This is a genomic window from Streptomyces sp. NBC_00075 (genome assembly GCF_045041225.1).
In the GTDB taxonomy this organism is placed as follows: Bacteria; Actinomycetota; Actinomycetes; order Streptomycetales; family Streptomycetaceae; genus Streptomyces; species Streptomyces adonidis.
In genome coordinates this window covers 2,646,776-2,662,840 of the sequence record NZ_CP108243.1, presented here as the reverse complement: position 1 = coordinate 2,662,840, position 16,065 = coordinate 2,646,776, and the positions used below count along the sequence as shown (strand labels likewise).

Here is a 16,065-nt window from a genome sequence, read left to right as displayed (position 1 = left end):
TGACTTGAACAACCTGAACGACCTGCAAGAACGCAGAACGCGGAACAGAAAAGAACGGGAGACGGACCAGTGGCCGACAACGCGCGGGCGAAGAGGTTGGCTGACCTCATCCGAGAGGTGGTGGCCCAGAAGCTCCAGCGCGGGATCAAGGACCCCCGCCTCGGCACCCACGTCACCATCACGGACACCCGGGTCACCGGGGACCTCCGGGAGGCGACCGTCTTCTACACGGTCTACGGGGACGACGAGGAGCGGGCAGCCGCTGCCGCCGGCCTGGAGAGCGCCAAGGGCGTCCTGCGCTCCGCCGTCGGCCAGGCCGCGGGCGTGAAGTTCACGCCGACCCTGGCCTTCGTCGCCGACGCCCTCCCGGACACCGCCAAGAACATCGAGGACCTCCTCGACAAGGCCCGTGCCTCCGACGCCCAGGTGCGCCAGGCGTCCGCGGGCGCCGCGTTCGCCGGTGACGCGGACCCGTACAAGAAGCCGGACGACGAGGACGACACCGCCGAATGACGCAGCAGAACATCAGGACGCCCGACGGGCTTGTCATCGTCGACAAGCCGTCGGGCTTCACCTCGCACGACGTGGTCGCCAAGATGCGCGGGATCGCCAGGACCCGCCGCGTCGGACACGCCGGCACCCTCGACCCCATGGCCACGGGCGTGCTCGTCCTCGGGGTCGAGCGCGCGACCAAGCTCCTCGGCCACCTCGCGCTGACCGAGAAGGAGTACCTCGGCACCGTCCGCCTCGGACAGAACACGCTCACCGACGACGCCGAGGGGGACATCACCTCCTCCACCGACGCCTCCGGGATCACCCGCGAGGCCGTCGATGCCGGCGTCGCCAAGCTGACCGGCCGCATCATGCAGGTGCCGTCCAAGGTCAGCGCCATCAAGATCAACGGCGTGCGCTCGTACAAGCGGGCGCGTGAGGGCGAGGAGTTCGAGATCCCGGCCCGCCCGGTCACCGTCTCCTCCTTCGCCGTGTACGACGTGAGGGACGCCGTCGCGGCCGACGGCACGCCCGTATTCGACCTGGTCGTGTCGGTGGTGTGCTCCTCCGGTACGTACATCCGCGCGCTGGCCCGGGACCTGGGCGCCGACCTCGGCGTCGGCGGTCACCTCACCGCACTGCGCCGGACGCGCGTCGGCCCGTACAAGCTGGACGCGGCCCGCACGCTCGACCAGTTGCAGCAGGAGCTGACGGTGATGCCGATCGCCGACGCGGCCACCGCCGCGTTCCCCCGCTGGAACGTGGACGAGAAGCGGGCGCGGCTGCTGACGAACGGCGTACGGCTGGAGATGCCCGAGGAGTACACGGGCGTCGGCGCCGTGGCCGTCTTCGACCCCGCCGGGCAGTTCCTCGCCCTGGTGGAGGAGGAGAAGGGCAAGGCGAAGAGCCTCGCGGTCTTCGTCTGACGTTCCGCGCCGTGGAGCGGCGTTCACGGGGACACGTTCCCGCCGCTCCACGGTTCCCCCTCGGTTCCCCCACCCAAGGGTGTATCCATCCCTCGCGATTCATTCACCCGTCCGGGCAGGCGCTCGGAGTGAACCGAGGGGGCGGAAGGGGGCGCGTTCGTCGCACGCTCTGTCCTGCTGATCACCGGTTGCCTACCGTCGAAAGCAGACGCGTGCGTACGCAGGCACGCGTGTACGGCGGGGAGGACGACGATGGCGGGACGGGGCCCGCGCGCCGGGGGCGGCCGTCGGCCGTCGGCCGACGCGCCTGAGACGCGAGAAGAAGACGAAGCGGCCGTCGAGGCTGCCGACGAGTCGCTCGTGCGGGTGTGCGACCTGGCCGGACGTCCACGCGGTACGGGTTTCGTGGCCGACCACCACGGCACACTGATCACCAGCCACGAGGCCGTCGACGGACTGGCCCGGCTGGTCCTGCACGGCCCCGCAGACCGTACGTGTGTGGTGTCGGCGGCAGACGCGGTGACCCTTCTCCCGACCCTGGGCCTGGCCCTCGTGCGTACGGAGGGCCTGGGCGCGGACCCGCTTCCCGTCTCGGTCCGGGACCGGGTGGCGACTGGTACATACGTACGGATCGCGGCGGGAGGCTGGCGCGAGGCCCGCGTGCTCGGCACGACCGACGTCACCTACACGGCCACGGACCGCTTCCATCTCCTCCCCGACGCCCTGGAGTTGGCGATCGGCACGGCGGGCAGCGACGCGCTGCGACTGGGCGGCGGCGCGACCGGCGGCCCGGTGCTCGACCGTACGACGGGAGCGGTGCTGGGGGTACTGGGCACGGCTCTGCTGCCGCAGCCCACGGGAGCGTCACCGGAACCGGCGGGCCACCGCGCACCAGGTTTCGCGCTCCCCCTCCACACCCGGCGGGCCCTGGAGGCCCCCCTTGCGGACCTCCTGGCCCGCAACGCGGCGACGGTCCCCGCGTACGGCGCCGACCTCAATCTGGCGGGCGTCCTGGAACTGACGGCCACCTCGGTGGGCTCGGACGGGCCGCCGGGCGCACTGGCGGGCTTCGTCGGCCGTACCTCGGGCGGCCTGGACGCGGGCGCGGTCGAACCGGTCGAACGGGCGGAACTGGCAAGGGAGTTGAAGGCGTTCACCGCCGCACGCGAGAGCCCGGCCGTCGTCCTCGGCCTGGTCGGCGCCCCCGGCAGCGGCCGTACGACGGAACTCGCGGCCCTCGCCGCCCGCCGCCACCGCGACCCGGAACCGGCCCCCACCCTGTGGCTGCGCGGCGCCGACCTGCGCGACGAGGACACCTCGGTGGCGGACGCGGCCCGCCGCGCACTGGACCGCGCGGCCCGGATCGTCTCCGCGTCGGGCGAGCACACCACCGACCTGGGCGACATCACCCCGGAACGCCTGGCCCACCTGTCCCACGAAACGTCCCGCCCCCTCCTGCTCCTCCTCGACGGCCCCGAGGAAATGCCCCCACTCCTGGCCCACCGAGCGAAGGAATGGACAAGGTCGACGGAGACCTGGCTCCGAGAATCACACGCCCGCTTGGTGGTGGCCTGCCGCCCGGAGTACTGGGAGCAGGCAGGGGCCGGGGCGGGCCTGGATCTTTCAGCCCGTCCGGCGTCCGTGGACGAGGCCGGCTCGGGCATTCCAGCCCGTCCGGCGTTTGAGGACGAGGCCGTTCAGGCCGAAGGGGGGTCTGGGGGCGCAGCCCCCAGGGATGGGACGGGTAGGGGCGGCGGGGGCGAAAATCCCCCACGCCAACTCCACCTCACCGACCTCACCGAATCCGAAGCCCACCAAGCCCACACCCGCTACGCCATCCCCCCATCCACCCTCACCCCCCAGGACGCCCGCCACCCCCTCACCCTCCGCCTCCTCTCGGAAGTCCGAGCCGCCCTCCCCGCCCTCTCCGACGCCCCCACCCTCCGCCTCGACCGCCACGACGTCTTCACCGCCTACCTGGACCTGATGTGCCTCCGCATCGCAGTCCGCCTAGCCGCAGAGAACGGCCTACGCGGCACCCCCGTACGCCGCCTCGCAGCCAAGGTCTCCGGCCAGATCCACGAGGCCGCCCGCCGCAGCCTGGGCCCCGGCCAGGGCGAACTGGACCGCGCGTCCTTCGAGTCCGTGTTCCCCTGGGGCCCCGCACCGGCCCACCTGGGCGGCGGCACGGGCTGGGCATCAGCAGTCCTCACCGAGGGCCTCCTCGTCCCCGCCGGCACCGGCTACCGCTTCGCCCACGAGGAACTGGCCGACTGGATCCAGGGCACACACCTGGACCTGGACGAGGCACTGCACGCCCTGGTCCACCGCCGCCGCCCGGAGAACGACAAGAACGCTGCGCCGGTCCCCGTTCCGCACCACCGCATCGGCCCGGTCGTCCAGTCGCTGCTGCTCCTCGCCCGCCAGCACGGAGCCCCCGAACTGGCCCTACGCCTGCGGGAGTTGGCGCAAGCCATCGACCCGCAACCCCAGCCTCGGCCCTCGACCTCCACCGACTCATCCACCTCCACCTGGTGGGCCACCCACCTCCTCACCGACGTACTCCGCAACGTCCCCGACGCAACCCCGTACACCCACGTCCTGCGCCTCCTCGCCGACCGCATCGTGGCCCGCCGCCGACGGAGCCAGACGGTTCCCCCGGAGCTGGGCCCCGCCTTCTGGACGGCCCTCCGCCTCCCCGAAGCCACCGCCGTCGACCTCCTGCGCCGACTCGTCGTGGGCGACGACCCGCCGGGCCAGTCCGACCAGCCCCGTTACCTGGACGCCGTGGCCCAGCTCCTCGCCGCCGACCCCACCGCCGTACAACCGCTCCTCGCCCGCTGGTTCGACGACGACCGTCCGCTGCCCGCGACGCCGGACGCGACGGTGGCGACCGCCGCCCAGGCGCTGCTCCACACCCACCGCCACCGGGCCCTGGACGAGCTGACCGAGGTGCTCGTCGACAGTGCGCACCGGCGCGGGGACGAACTCCTCGCCGTGCTCGCCGAGGAGGAGCCGTCCGCCGTCTGCCGGGCCGTGGACCGGTGGGCGCACGACGAGCGGCCGGCCCGGCGGGTCGCGGCGGTGGCGTACGGCACGCGCGTCGCACCCCAGGTGCGTACCGACGCCGACCTCGACCTCCTGCGCTACGCGGCCCTCGCACTGCTCGCCCGCCCCGGCGACTGCACCCTCCACGGCGGCGCGCTCGCGCTCCTCGTCCGTGATCCGCGTACTCGCGCCCAGCATCTCCCGCAGGCGCTGCGGCACTTCACGGCCGGTGATCCGCACCTCCCGCCGAGTGCCCTGGTCCCCGCCCTCACGACCCACCCGGAGCCGGTCCTTGAAGCGTTCCGGACCAGGCTGCTCGGTCCGGAACCGGGGGACGTGCTGCGCACCCTCGCCGACATCACGCCCCCGGCCCTGGCCCGCCGGGTCGCTGTGCTCGTACGGCAGGCCGTGGAGCGGCGGCCGGAGACCGTCGGGCACATGGCCGCGTACGTCGACCGGCGCCTCGACCAGGGACCGACCGTCAGGCCCGTACTCCTCCCGCTGGTCACCGGCCTCCTCGACGACGGCCCGGCCCCGGTGCGTGCCGCCCTCGCGACCGTGCTCGCCGCGCCCGGGACCCCTGTCTCCCACCCCCTCCGCCATGAACTCCTCGAAGCCCTGCTGGCCCGGGAGCACGACCCCACCGTCCTGGACGCGCTGCTCCGCGCCACGGTGGAGGCCATGGCCCGCCATGGCGAGGAACGCACGCGGGGCCTCGTACACCGGTGCGGCCTGCTGCTCGTACGCACTCCCGACGGCGCGACGCGGTTCGACTGCTGCCTGGTCGAGCTGAGCAGGCGGATCCCCGGGTTCGCGGCGCTGGTGGCGGGCTGGCTGACCGACACCCCGGGGGAGTGGGCCGCCGTGGTCGGCCCCAGCACGCGCCGCATGATCGAGAACCTGGCGGGGGTACGGGTCCCCGCATAGCGCACGCTTCGGAAGGGTGGCCGGTGCTCGCCGACCGGCCCCGTCACGTGCGCCCCGTCACAGCCTCCATGCCGATGCGAGCCGGGCGCGTCCGGCATGGCACCCTTAGACCTGCGTAAGAAGGCCTGCGTAAGAGGCAGACACGGACACGGGTTCGACGAGGAGCGGTCACAGTGCAGCGCTGGCGTGGCTTGGAGGACATCCCCGAGGACTGGGGACGCGGCGTCGTCACCATCGGTTCCTACGACGGGGTCCACCGCGGACACCAGCTGATCATCCGGCATGCCGTGGAGCGCGCCCGTGAGCTGGGCGTTCCCTCGGTCGTCGTCACCTTCGACCCGCACCCCAGCGAGGTCGTGCGCCCCGGCAGCCACCCGCCGCTGCTGGCCCCGCACCACCGCCGCGCCGAACTGATGGCCGAGCTGGGTGTCGACGCGGTCCTGATCCTCCCCTTCACCAAGGAGTTCTCGAAGCTCTCCCCGGCCGACTTCGTGGTCAAGGTCCTCGTCGACAAGCTGCATGCCCGGGCGGTCGTCGAGGGCCCGAACTTCCGTTTCGGCCACAAGGCGGCCGGCAATGTGAAGTTCCTGACCGAACTCGGCCGGACGTACGACTTCGAGGTCGAGGTCGTCGACCTGTATGTGTCGGGTGAGGCGGGCGGCGGCGAGCCGTTCTCGTCCACGCTGACGCGTCGGCTGGTCGGCGAGGGCGATGTCGGGGGCGCGCGCGAGATCCTGGGCCGCCCGCACCGAGTCGAGGGTGTTGTCGTCCGGGGTGCCCAGCGGGGCCGTGAACTCGGCTTCCCCACCGCCAACGTGGAGACGCTGCCCCACACCGCGATCCCGGCCGACGGTGTCTACGCGGGCTGGCTGCACGCGGACGGCGAGGTGATGCCGGCCGCGATCTCCGTCGGCACGAACCCGCAGTTCGACGGCACGGAACGGACGGTGGAGGCGTACGCCATCGACCGCGTCGGCCTCGATCTGTACGGCCTGCACGTCGCCGTCGACTTCCTGGCGTTCGTGCGCGGCCAGGCCAAGTTCGACTCGCTGGACGCGCTGCTCGTACAGATGGCCGAGGACGTGAAGAAGTGCCGCGAGCTGATCGCGGCGGCGGAGTAGCGACTCGTACAGCAGAAAGGGCGGCCGATGCCTGATGGGCATCGGCCGCCCTTTCTGCTTGCTACGGCTTACTGCTGCTGCGGAGGCTGCGGGTAACCGGGCGGCTGGGGCTGGGCCTGCTGCTGAGGCGGCTGGTAGGGCTGCCCCGGCTGCGGCGGATAGCCGTACGGCTGCTGGGGCTGCTGTGGAGCGTACGGCTGACCGGGCTGGGGCGGCGGCGGGTACTGCCCCGGCTGGCCGGGCGGCGGCGGAACGTACTGGCCCTGCCCGGGGACGGGCGGAGCCGCCGGGTACGGCTGCCCCGGAGCCTGCTGCACCTGCTGCTGCTGGTGTCCCGGCAGCGGCGGGGCCGCGACCGGGGGCGGGTTGCCGTCCGAGGTCCAGAGCCCGTGCATCTGCTGGTGCCGTACGAAGTCCTCGGCGATCAGGGCGGCGAGGTTGAAGTACGCCTCGCGGACCTTGGGCCGCATCATGTCGAGGTCGACCTCCGCACCGGCGGCGAGATGCTCGTCGAAGGGCACGGTGATGACACCCCGGCAGCGCGTCTCGAAGTGGGAGACGATGTCCTCCACCTTGATCATCTTGCCGGTCTCGCGCACACCCGAGATGACGGTGAGGGACCGCGAGACCAGGTCCGCGTACCCGTGCGCCGACAGCCAGTCCAGTGTCGTACTGGCGCTGCTGGCACCGTCCACGGACGGTGTCGAGATGATGATCAGCTGATCGGCGAGGTCGAGTACGCCCCGCATGGCGCTGTAGAGCAGACCGGTACCGGAGTCGGTCAGGATGATCGGGTACTGCTTGCCCAGTACGTCGATCGCGCGCCGGTAGTCCTCGTCGTTGAAGGTCGTCGAGACGGCCGGGTCGACGTCGTTGGCGATGATCTCCAGCCCGGACGGCGCCTGGGAGGTGAACCGCCGGATGTCCATGTACGAGTTGAGGTACGGGATCGCCTGGACGAGGTCACGGATGGTGGCCCCGGTCTCGCGCCGCACACGGCGGCCGAGCGTACCGGCGTCCGGGTTGGCGTCGATGGCGAGGATCTTGTCCTGCCGCTCGGTGGCGAGGGTGGAGCCGAGCGCGGTGGTGGTGGTGGTCTTACCGACCCCGCCCTTGAGGCTGATGACGGCGATGCGATAGCAGGACAGCACCGGCGTACGGATCAGCTCCAACTTCCGCTGCCGCTCGGCCTCCTCCTTCTTGCCGCCGAGCTTGAACCGGGAGGGTGCGGCTGCGGGCCGCCCGCTCTTCGCCTTCTGCTTCTTGTTGTTGAGCAGCCGGTCGGAGGACAGCTCGACGGCCGCGGTGTAACCGAGCGGCGCGGCACCGGGGTTGGTCATCTGCCGCTGGTCGTGCTGCATGGGCTGCGGCCAGGCGGCCCCGGTACGGGGATCGACGGGCTGCTGCTGCCCGGCTTGCGGAACCCCGGGCTGGCCGTACGCAGGCTGCGGGGGCGACGGGGGAACGGCACCCGGTACATGCGGGGGCGCCGGAGGCCCGGCGTGCGGGTGGGGCGCGTCGGCCTGCTGTGGCACCTGAGGCTGCGGCGGCGCCTGCTGCGCGGGCCCCTGCGGGAAGGGGAACCCGTACCCACCGGGTGCACCGGCGGGGCCCCCGGGGCCACCGGGGTGCGGGAAGCCGTACCCGGGCTGCGGCGCCGGGGAACCGGCGGGAGGTGGGAAGCCGTACCCGTCCTGGGGGTTGGGGGCGGGCGCGGGGGGCACCGGTCCCGGGTTGCCGACGGGGGCTGGAGCCGGGGGAGTGGAACCGGGGGTGCCCGGAGCCGACGCAGGGGTGCCACTCGGCGTGCCCGGAGCGGGAGCAGGGGTGGCTGGAGCCGGAGGCTGACCGCCGGGCTGGGGGGCGCCGTCGGCGCCTTGCGGGCTGGGAGCGGCCGGGGCCGGAGGCTGGCCGCCGGAGGGCGGGAATCCGTACCCGCCTTGGGGGTTGGGGCCAGCAGGGGCGGGCGCGCCGGGCTGGGGGAAGCCGTAGCCACCCTGAGGGGTGGGACCCGTGGGCGGAGCTGCCGGGGGCGGGAAGCCGTACCCGGAGGGCGGGCCGTCCTGCGCCGGGGCAGTGGCACTCGGTGTCGAGGGCTGGGCGCCGGGGGGCGGGAAGCCATACCCGCCCTGGGCGTTCGGGCCTGCTTGGGGCGGCACGGGTGCGCCCGGCTGCTGGAGGTCGTAGCCCCCTTGGGCGTTCGGCGCCGGGGGCTGGGCGCCGGGCTGAGGGAAGCCGTAGCCACCCTGAGCGTTCGGGGCCTGGGATGGGGGCTGAGGTTGGGCGCCGGGGGACGGGAAGCCGTATCCGCCCTGGGCGTTGGGGCCTACAGGGGCCGGCGCGGGTGCGCCCGGCTGGGGGGCGTTGTGGTCACCTTGGGCGTTCGGCGCCGGGGGCTGGGCGCCGGGAGGTGGGAAGCCGTACCCGCCGGGGGCGTTGGGACCCGCCGGGGTCGGCACGGGCGCTCCGGGCTGGGGGACGCCGTAGCCGCCCTGAGTGTTCGGGGCCGGAGGCGGCGGGAAGCCGTATCCGCCCTTGGCGTTGGGGCCTGCCGGGATCGGCGCGGGTCCGCCCGGCTGGGGGGTGCCGGGGTCACCTTGGGCGTTCGGTGCCGGTGCCGGTGCCGGAGGCTGGGCTCCGGGAGGCGGGAAGCCGTACCCGCCCTGGGCGTTCGGGCCCGCCGGGGTCGGCGAGGGTGCGCCCGGCTGCGGGACGCCGTAGCCGCCCTGGGCGTTCGGTGCCGGAGGCGGGAAGCCGTATCCGTCCTGGGCGTTGGGACCCGTGGGAGCAGCCGGAGTCGCCTGCGGCGGGAATCCGTAGCCAGCGGGCGGCGCACCCGGGGCTCCTGCCGGGGCAGGGACCCCAGGGACCGCCGCGGCCGGGTTGGGAGGCGGGAAGCCGTACCCAGCCTGCGGGGGCGCGGGAGCGTTCCAGGCGGTCGGCGCGGCCTGCGGCTGGAACGGGGGCTGCATCGACGGCACGGGCGGCTGCTGGCCCGGCACAACAGGCGGCTGAGGCTGATCCGGTGCCGGCGTGGCCGACGCGGCCTGCGGTTGGACGGGCGCGGCTTCCGGCTGCGTCGGCGGCTGGGGTTGCGGCTGTGTGGGCCACTGTCCGGCTGTCACGGGAGCGGCCGGCTGGTACGACGGGGGCAGCGGCGGCAGTCCGCTGCCCTGACCTGTCGTCGGGGGAGCCCACGCGGGCGGTACGGTGCCGGGCGCGCCCTCCGGCAGCGGGGGCAGGTTGAGCGGTGCGCTGGGCACCGAGTCCCGCACGGGTGCGGCCGGCGCGGAGTCGCGTACGTCGTCGACCGCGCTCGGTGCCGGCGCGGTGTCCTCGGGTTCGACGTCGACGACCTCGCCAGCCACCGGCTCGGCGTCCACGGGCTCCGAGGCGGCAACGTCCGTTGCCACTACTCCCTCGGGCTCCGCGTCCTCCTCGTCGGATTCAGTGTCCGCAGACTCCACGTCCTGCGGCTCGGGCACGGCACCGCTCACCTCGTCGGTGACCTCGTCAACATCCGTACCCTCGTCACCCTCACCCTCGGCACCCACCGCGGGCTCCGGGACACTCACCTCAGCGGCGACGTCCTCGGCCTCGAAGGCCGCATCGCCGGAGTCGTCGCCGGACTCGCCGCCGTCGGCAGCCGAGACCGCAGGTTCCGTGAAGTCGCGCTGCACGGCGGTCGGCGGAGCGGCCTGAGCCGGAGGAGTCGCCGGCACCGGAGGGGTCCACTGGGCATGGAATCCGCCCACGGGAAAGCTGGGGACAGCCGTAGGGCTCGCGGGACCGCCCGCGGCCCCCGACTGCGGCGCCGCCGGCGGGAACCCACCGCTCACCGCCACAGGACTCGAATCGCCGACACCGGCACCCGAACGAGCATCCGTAGCCGCATCCGCGTCTACACCCGTGTCCGAAGCCGAAGCCGAAGCCGAAGCCGAAGCCGAAGCCGAACCCGAACCCGTATCCGAACTCGTATCCGAGTCATCGCCCGACACCGGGCCCGCCTCGTCGTTCGATTCGGCATCCGTCTCGTCCTCGTCCCCCGACGCCCCCGACCCTCCCGACGCGTTCTGCGTGTACCAGGCAGGCGTCGCGTAATCGATGGTGAACTCGCCCGTCATCTCGCTGGCGGACTCCGCGTCGGACTGGTCATCGCCGGGTGTGGCCCAGCCCCCGCGGATCCCGTCCCGATCGCTGTTCACAGTTCCTCCTGGTGTGGTCGAGCACCCGCTTGCCGTGCTGGGGCGACCATTTCTCGTCTGTATGCGTGTCGTCCGAAGCCGGTTCTTCAGTGGGTTGTGTCCACGTCGTCCGGTATCGGGCGGCGGAGGTCGTCCGATCTGCTTGGCTCTTCCCCCGGTACTCCCGACCCAGCCTAATCACCACGACCCCCGCCCCGGCAGGCCCGTCCACCCCTCAGTGACCGTCCATTACGTCACAGCCTGACCGGAACCGATCCCGTCCGTGCCCGAACCGCCTTCTCCGGCAAGAGAGTTGACACGACCGGAACGACATCCGCCCCACACCCGCCACAACCTCACATGCATAGTAGGCGGCCTCTCTGACACCGCACTTCGCCGAAAAGCGCACGAAAAAGAAAGAGGGGCGGGGCCGGCGCGATGCACCGGCCCCGCCCCTCTTCCGGGCGGCGAACTACTCCACATCCCCGCCGGAATCCGTACCCGCACCGGGACCCGCCGTGAGCCCGCCGTTCTGCTCCGTCGGCTCCAGGTCGAACTCTCCGTCGCGCGCCCCGAGCACGAACGCCGTCCACTCCGCCTCCGTGTAACGGAGGACGGTGTCATGGTCCAGGGACGACCGCATGGCCACCGCGCCGTCGGGGAGATAGGCGATCTCGACCCGCTCCTCGTGCTCCTCGGTGCCGGGCGCGCTGTGCCACTCGACGCCCGAGATGTCGAGGGAGTACAGCTCGTCCCGCTCCCGCTCCTTGCGCGCCTTGACGTCCTCGTCCTGCGCGGCCGTGGTGTCCTGTGCGCCCTGTGCCTCCGCCATGGCGAAGCGACCCCTTCCCGACGTACGTGATACGACAACTACGATCTGTGTTCTCACCCTAGTGGCCGAGCCCGGGCATCCGGACTGTTTGCACACCGCGGTGAAGACGGCCGCTGCCTGCTGGTATCCTGGGCGACGGCCGTTTGTGTACGCACCCCCGGAGTCATTCACCCCGGAGGCCGCGCCCAGCGGATTCCCGGCCTCCCGAGTTACGGAAGCTCCCCTGAGAAGTGGACCAGGGGCACTCGGTGGCTACTACAAAGACTACGAGGAGTACGCGTGTCGCTCGACGCCGCAGTGAAGAAGCAGCTCATCTCTGAGTTCGGTACCAAGGAGGGCGACACCGGCTCCCCCGAGGTCCAGGTCGCGATGCTCTCGCGCCGTATCTCGGACCTGACCGAGCACCTCAAGACGCACAAGCACGACCACCACTCCCGTCGTGGTCTGCTGATCCTCGTCGGTCAGCGTCGCCGCCTTCTCCAGTACCTGGCCAAGAAGGACATCCAGCGCTTCCGTGCGCTGGTCGACCGCCTCGGCATCCGCCGCGGTGCGGCGGGCGCCAAGTAAGACGCTGTGAGAGGGAGCGGTTCCCACTTCTAGGGGGCCGCTCCCTTTGCCGTACGTGCGGAAACGTGCGGAGTGTCACTGCCTCTTTGTAGTGTGGTAGCACAACGCAATACGCAGGACACAAACGCAGGACGCAACGCAGGACACATACGAGGAGAAGTGCACCTCGCCGCCGCCGGTCCTCGGTAGTGGCCCCCGGGAACTGCGACCCCCGGGTGCTTCGATCGAAGACCGGCCCGCACTCAGAAGGCGCGCTTCTCCGAACCCACGTCCCTCTGCCACACGGGCAGGACGGGACAAAAGACGAAAAAGTATCGGAGAAAACGCTAGTGGAGAACGAGACCCACTACGCCGAGGCCGTCATTGACAACGGTTCCTTCGGCACCCGCACCATCCGCTTCGAGACGGGCCGCCTGGCCAAGCAGGCCGCCGGCTCCGCCGTGGCGTACCTGGACGACGACACCATGGTGCTGTCGGCCACCACCGCCTCCAAGAACCCCAAGGACCAGCTCGACTTCTTCCCCCTCACGGTGGACGTCGAGGAGCGCATGTACGCGGCCGGGAAGATCCCCGGTTCCTTCTTCCGTCGTGAGGGCCGGCCCTCCGAGGACGCGATCCTCACCTGCCGCCTGATCGACCGCCCGCTGCGTCCGTCCTTCAAGAAGGGCCTGCGCAACGAGATCCAGGTCGTCGCCACGATCATGGCGCTCAACCCCGACCACCTGTACGACGTCGTGGCGATCAACGCCGCCTCCGCGTCCACGCAGCTGGCCGGTCTGCCCTTCTCCGGCCCGATCGGCGGCGTCCGCGTCGCGCTGATCAACGGCCAGTGGGTCGCGTTCCCGACGCACACCGAGCTCGAGGACGCCGTCTTCGACATGGTCGTCGCCGGTCGCGTCCTGGAGGACGGCGACGTCGCGATCATGATGGTCGAGGCCGAGGCCACCGAGAAGACCATCACGCTGGTCGCGGGCGGCGCCGAGGCGCCGACCGAGGAGGTCGTCGCCGCCGGTCTGGACGCCGCGAAGCCCTTCATCAAGGTGCTCTGCAAGGCCCAGGCCGACCTCGCGTCGAAGGCCGCCAAGCCCACCGGCGAGTTCCCGGTCTTCCTCGACTACCAGGACGACGTCCTGGAGGCCCTCACGGCCGCCGTCAAGGACGAGCTGTCCCAGGCGCTCACCATCGCCGGCAAGCAGGACCGCGAGGCCGAGCTGGACCGCGTCAAGGGTCTCGCCGCCGAGAAGCTGCTCCCGCAGTTCGAGGGCCGCGAGAAGGAGATCAGCGCGGCCTACCGCTCGCTGACCAAGTCCCTGGTCCGTGAGCGCGTCATCAAGGACAAGGTCCGCATCGACGGCCGTGGCGTCACGGACATCCGTACGCTCGCCGCCGAGGTCGAGGCCATCCCGCGCGTGCACGGCTCGGCGCTGTTCGAGCGTGGCGAGACCCAGATCCTGGGCGTCACCACCCTCAACATGCTCCGCATGGAGCAGCAGCTCGACACCCTGTCGCCGGTGACGCGCAAGCGCTACATGCACAACTACAACTTCCCGCCGTACTCCGTCGGCGAGACCGGCCGCGTCGGCTCCCCGAAGCGCCGCGAGATCGGCCACGGCGCACTCGCCGAGCGCGCGATCGTGCCGGTCCTCCCGACGCGCGAGGAGTTCCCCTACGCGATCCGTCAGGTGTCCGAGGCCCTCGGCTCCAACGGCTCGACGTCCATGGGCTCGGTCTGCGCCTCCACCATGTCGCTGCTGAACGCCGGTGTGCCGCTGAAGGCCCCCGTCGCCGGTATCGCCATGGGCCTGATCTCCCAGGAGATCAAGGGCGAGACGCACTACGTCGCCCTCACCGACATCCTCGGTGCGGAGGACGCCTTCGGCGACATGGACTTCAAGGTCGCCGGCACCAAGGAGTTCGTGACCGCCCTCCAGCTGGACACCAAGCTGGACGGCATCCCCGCCTCCGTCCTGGCCGCCGCTCTCAAGCAGGCCCGTGACGCCCGCCTCCACATCCTCGACGTGATGATGGAAGCGATCGACACGCCGGACGAGATGTCCCCGAACGCCCCGCGGATCATCACCGTCAAGATCCCCGTGGACAAGATCGGTGAGGTCATCGGCCCCAAGGGCAAGATGATCAACCAGATCCAGGAGGACACCGGCGCCGACATCACGATCGAGGACGACGGCACCATCTACATCGGTGCCGCGCAGGGCTCGCAGGCCGAGGCCGCTCGCGCAGTGATCAACGGCATCGCCAACCCGACCATGCCGGAGGTCGGCGAGCGCTACCTGGGTACGGTCGTCAAGACCACCACCTTCGGTGCGTTCGTGTCGCTGCTCCCGGGCAAGGACGGTCTGCTGCACATCTCGCAGATCCGCAAGCTCGCCGGCGGCAAGCGCGTGGAGAACGTCGAGGACGTCGTCGGCGTGGGCCAGAAGGTCCAGGTCGAGATCGCCGAGATCGACTCCCGCGGCAAGCTGTCCCTCATCCCGGTCATCGAGGGCGAAGACAGCGACGACAAGAAGGACGACACCGACCAGTGACGTCGAGCAGCTCCACGGCGACGGCCCGCACCTCTTCTGAGGCGCGGGCCGTCGCCCGTACCCAAACCCTGATCAAGGGCACCAACGGCATCGGCACGGTCCGTAAGACCACCCTCCCCGGCGGCCTGCGCATCGTCACCGAAACCCTGCCCTCGGTCCGCTCCGCGACCTTCGGCATCTGGGCCCACGTCGGCTCTCGCGACGAGACGCCGACCCTGAACGGCGCCACGCACTACCTGGAGCACCTGCTCTTCAAGGGCACGACGCGCAGGTCGGCGCTGGACATCTCCTCGGCGATCGACGCGGTCGGCGGCGAGATGAACGCCTTCACGGCGAAGGAGTACACGTGCTACTACGCGCGCGTGCTCGACACCGACCTCCCGCTCGCCATCGACGTCGTCTGCGACATGCTCACGGGCTCCCTGATTCTCGAAGAGGACGTCAACGTCGAGCGCGGCGCCATCCTCGAAGAGATCGCGATGACGGAGGACGACCCGGGCGACTGCGTGCACGACCTGTTCGCGCACACCATGCTCGGCGACACCCCCCTCGGCCGCCCGGTCCTCGGCACGGTCGACACGGTCAACGCCCTCACCGCGGACCGCATCCGCCGCTTCTACAAGAAGCACTACGACCCGACCCACCTCGTCGTGGCGGCGGCCGGCAACATCGACCACAACAAGGTCGTACGCCAGGTCCGCGCGGCCTTCGAGAAGGCGGGCGCCCTCAAGCACCTCGACGCCACGCCGATCGCCCCGCGCGACGGCCGCCGCAGCCTCCGCACGAGCGGCCGCGTCGAACTGCTCGGCCGCAAGACCGAGCAGGCCCATGTCGTCCTCGGCATGCCTGGCCTGGCCCGCACGGACGAACGCCGCTGGGCCCTCGGCGTGCTGAACACGGCCCTCGGCGGCGGCATGTCGTCCCGCCTCTTCCAGGAGGTCCGGGAGAAGCGGGGCCTCGCGTACAGCGTGTACTCGTACACGTCCGGCTTCGCCGACTGCGGCCTCTTCGGCGTCTACGCGGGCTGCCGGCCCTCGCAGGTCCACGACGTGCTGAAGATCTGCCGCGACGAACTCGACCACGTCGCCGAGCACGGCCTCTCCGACGAGGAGATCGGCCGCGCCATCGGCCAGCTGCGCGGCTCGACGGTCCTCGGCCTGGAGGACACGGGCGCGCTGATGAACCGTATCGGCAAGAGCGAACTGTGCTGGGGCGACCAGATGTCCGTCGACGACATGCTGGCCCGGATCGCCGAGGTCACCCCGGACGCCGTCCGCGAGGTCGCCCGCGAGATTCTTGGACAGCGCCCGTCGCTGGCGGTCATCGGCCCGCTCAAGGACAAACAGGCCGCACGTCTGCACGAGGCCGTCGCCTGACGGCCGTACCCGTCCGACCCCTGTGTCCATCCGGTAAGGAAGCAAG

The 16,065-nt window shown here is 71.6% G+C and carries 9 protein-coding genes and 1 pseudogene; 7 read left to right on the top strand and 3 right to left on the bottom strand.

The window, feature by feature from the left end; translation table 11 throughout:
* Window positions 1-69: 69 nt before the first annotated feature.
* The 4 genes from rbfA (at window position 70) to OG787_RS11225 (ending at window position 6,514) form a co-directional block, all read left to right on the top strand.
* Complete coding sequence (rbfA, locus tag OG787_RS11240) at window positions 70-513, top strand: 30S ribosome-binding factor RbfA (protein ID WP_369035551.1); 444 nt, start codon at window positions 70-72, stop codon at window positions 511-513.
* Window positions 510-1,418, top strand: coding sequence for a tRNA pseudouridine(55) synthase TruB (gene truB / locus OG787_RS11235; protein WP_405535070.1), 909 nt, complete (start codon window positions 510-512; stop codon window positions 1,416-1,418). The genes rbfA and truB overlap by 4 nt, the downstream gene beginning before the upstream one ends.
* 252 nt (window positions 1,419-1,670) lie before the next feature.
* Entirely contained in the window at window positions 1,671-5,393 is a 3,723-nt protein-coding gene (locus OG787_RS11230) for a trypsin-like peptidase domain-containing protein (RefSeq protein ID WP_405535069.1), read from the top strand.
* Window positions 5,394-5,566: 173 nt separating this feature from the next.
* Window positions 5,567-6,514, top strand: coding sequence for a bifunctional riboflavin kinase/FAD synthetase (locus OG787_RS11225; RefSeq protein WP_369035554.1), 948 nt, complete (start codon window positions 5,567-5,569; stop codon window positions 6,512-6,514).
* 68 nt (window positions 6,515-6,582) lie between these two features.
* Here OG787_RS11225 and OG787_RS11220 read toward each other — a convergent pair whose 3' ends face one another.
* The 3 genes and pseudogenes from OG787_RS11220 to OG787_RS11210 form a co-directional block, all read right to left on the bottom strand.
* Window positions 6,583-10,236 carry an AAA family ATPase gene (locus OG787_RS11220; protein WP_405540467.1) on the bottom strand — a complete coding sequence of 1,218 codons (3,654 nt, stop codon included), beginning with the start codon at window positions 10,234-10,236 and terminating at the stop codon, window positions 6,583-6,585.
* A 321-nt stretch (window positions 10,237-10,557) separates the two neighbouring features.
* A pseudogene (locus OG787_RS11215) lies at window positions 10,558-10,719 on the bottom strand (SCO5717 family growth-regulating ATPase); the annotation flags it as partial.
* Between the two features lie 451 nt (window positions 10,720-11,170).
* The gene (locus OG787_RS11210) at window positions 11,171-11,530 is read right to left on the bottom strand and encodes a DUF397 domain-containing protein (protein ID WP_369035555.1); all 360 of its coding nucleotides are present in this window, start codon (window positions 11,528-11,530) and stop codon (window positions 11,171-11,173) included.
* A gap of 279 nt (window positions 11,531-11,809) precedes the next feature.
* On the opposite strand from OG787_RS11210, the gene rpsO reads away from it, so the two are divergent.
* The 3 genes from rpsO to OG787_RS11195 all read left to right on the top strand — a co-directional run bounded on the left by rpsO (window position 11,810) and on the right by OG787_RS11195 (window position 16,019).
* Window positions 11,810-12,097 (top strand): 30S ribosomal protein S15, encoded by a 288-nt coding sequence (gene rpsO, locus OG787_RS11205; RefSeq protein ID WP_189149835.1) that lies wholly within the window; start codon window positions 11,810-11,812, stop codon window positions 12,095-12,097.
* 329 nt (window positions 12,098-12,426) lie between these two features.
* On the top strand, window positions 12,427-14,643 hold the full coding sequence (locus OG787_RS11200) for a polyribonucleotide nucleotidyltransferase (RefSeq protein ID WP_369035556.1): 2,217 nt from the start codon (window positions 12,427-12,429) through the stop codon (window positions 14,641-14,643).
* Entirely contained in the window at window positions 14,640-16,019 is a 1,380-nt protein-coding gene (locus OG787_RS11195) for a M16 family metallopeptidase (RefSeq protein ID WP_405535068.1), read from the top strand. The genes OG787_RS11200 and OG787_RS11195 overlap by 4 nt, the downstream gene beginning before the upstream one ends.
* Window positions 16,020-16,065: the final 46 nt, after the last annotated feature.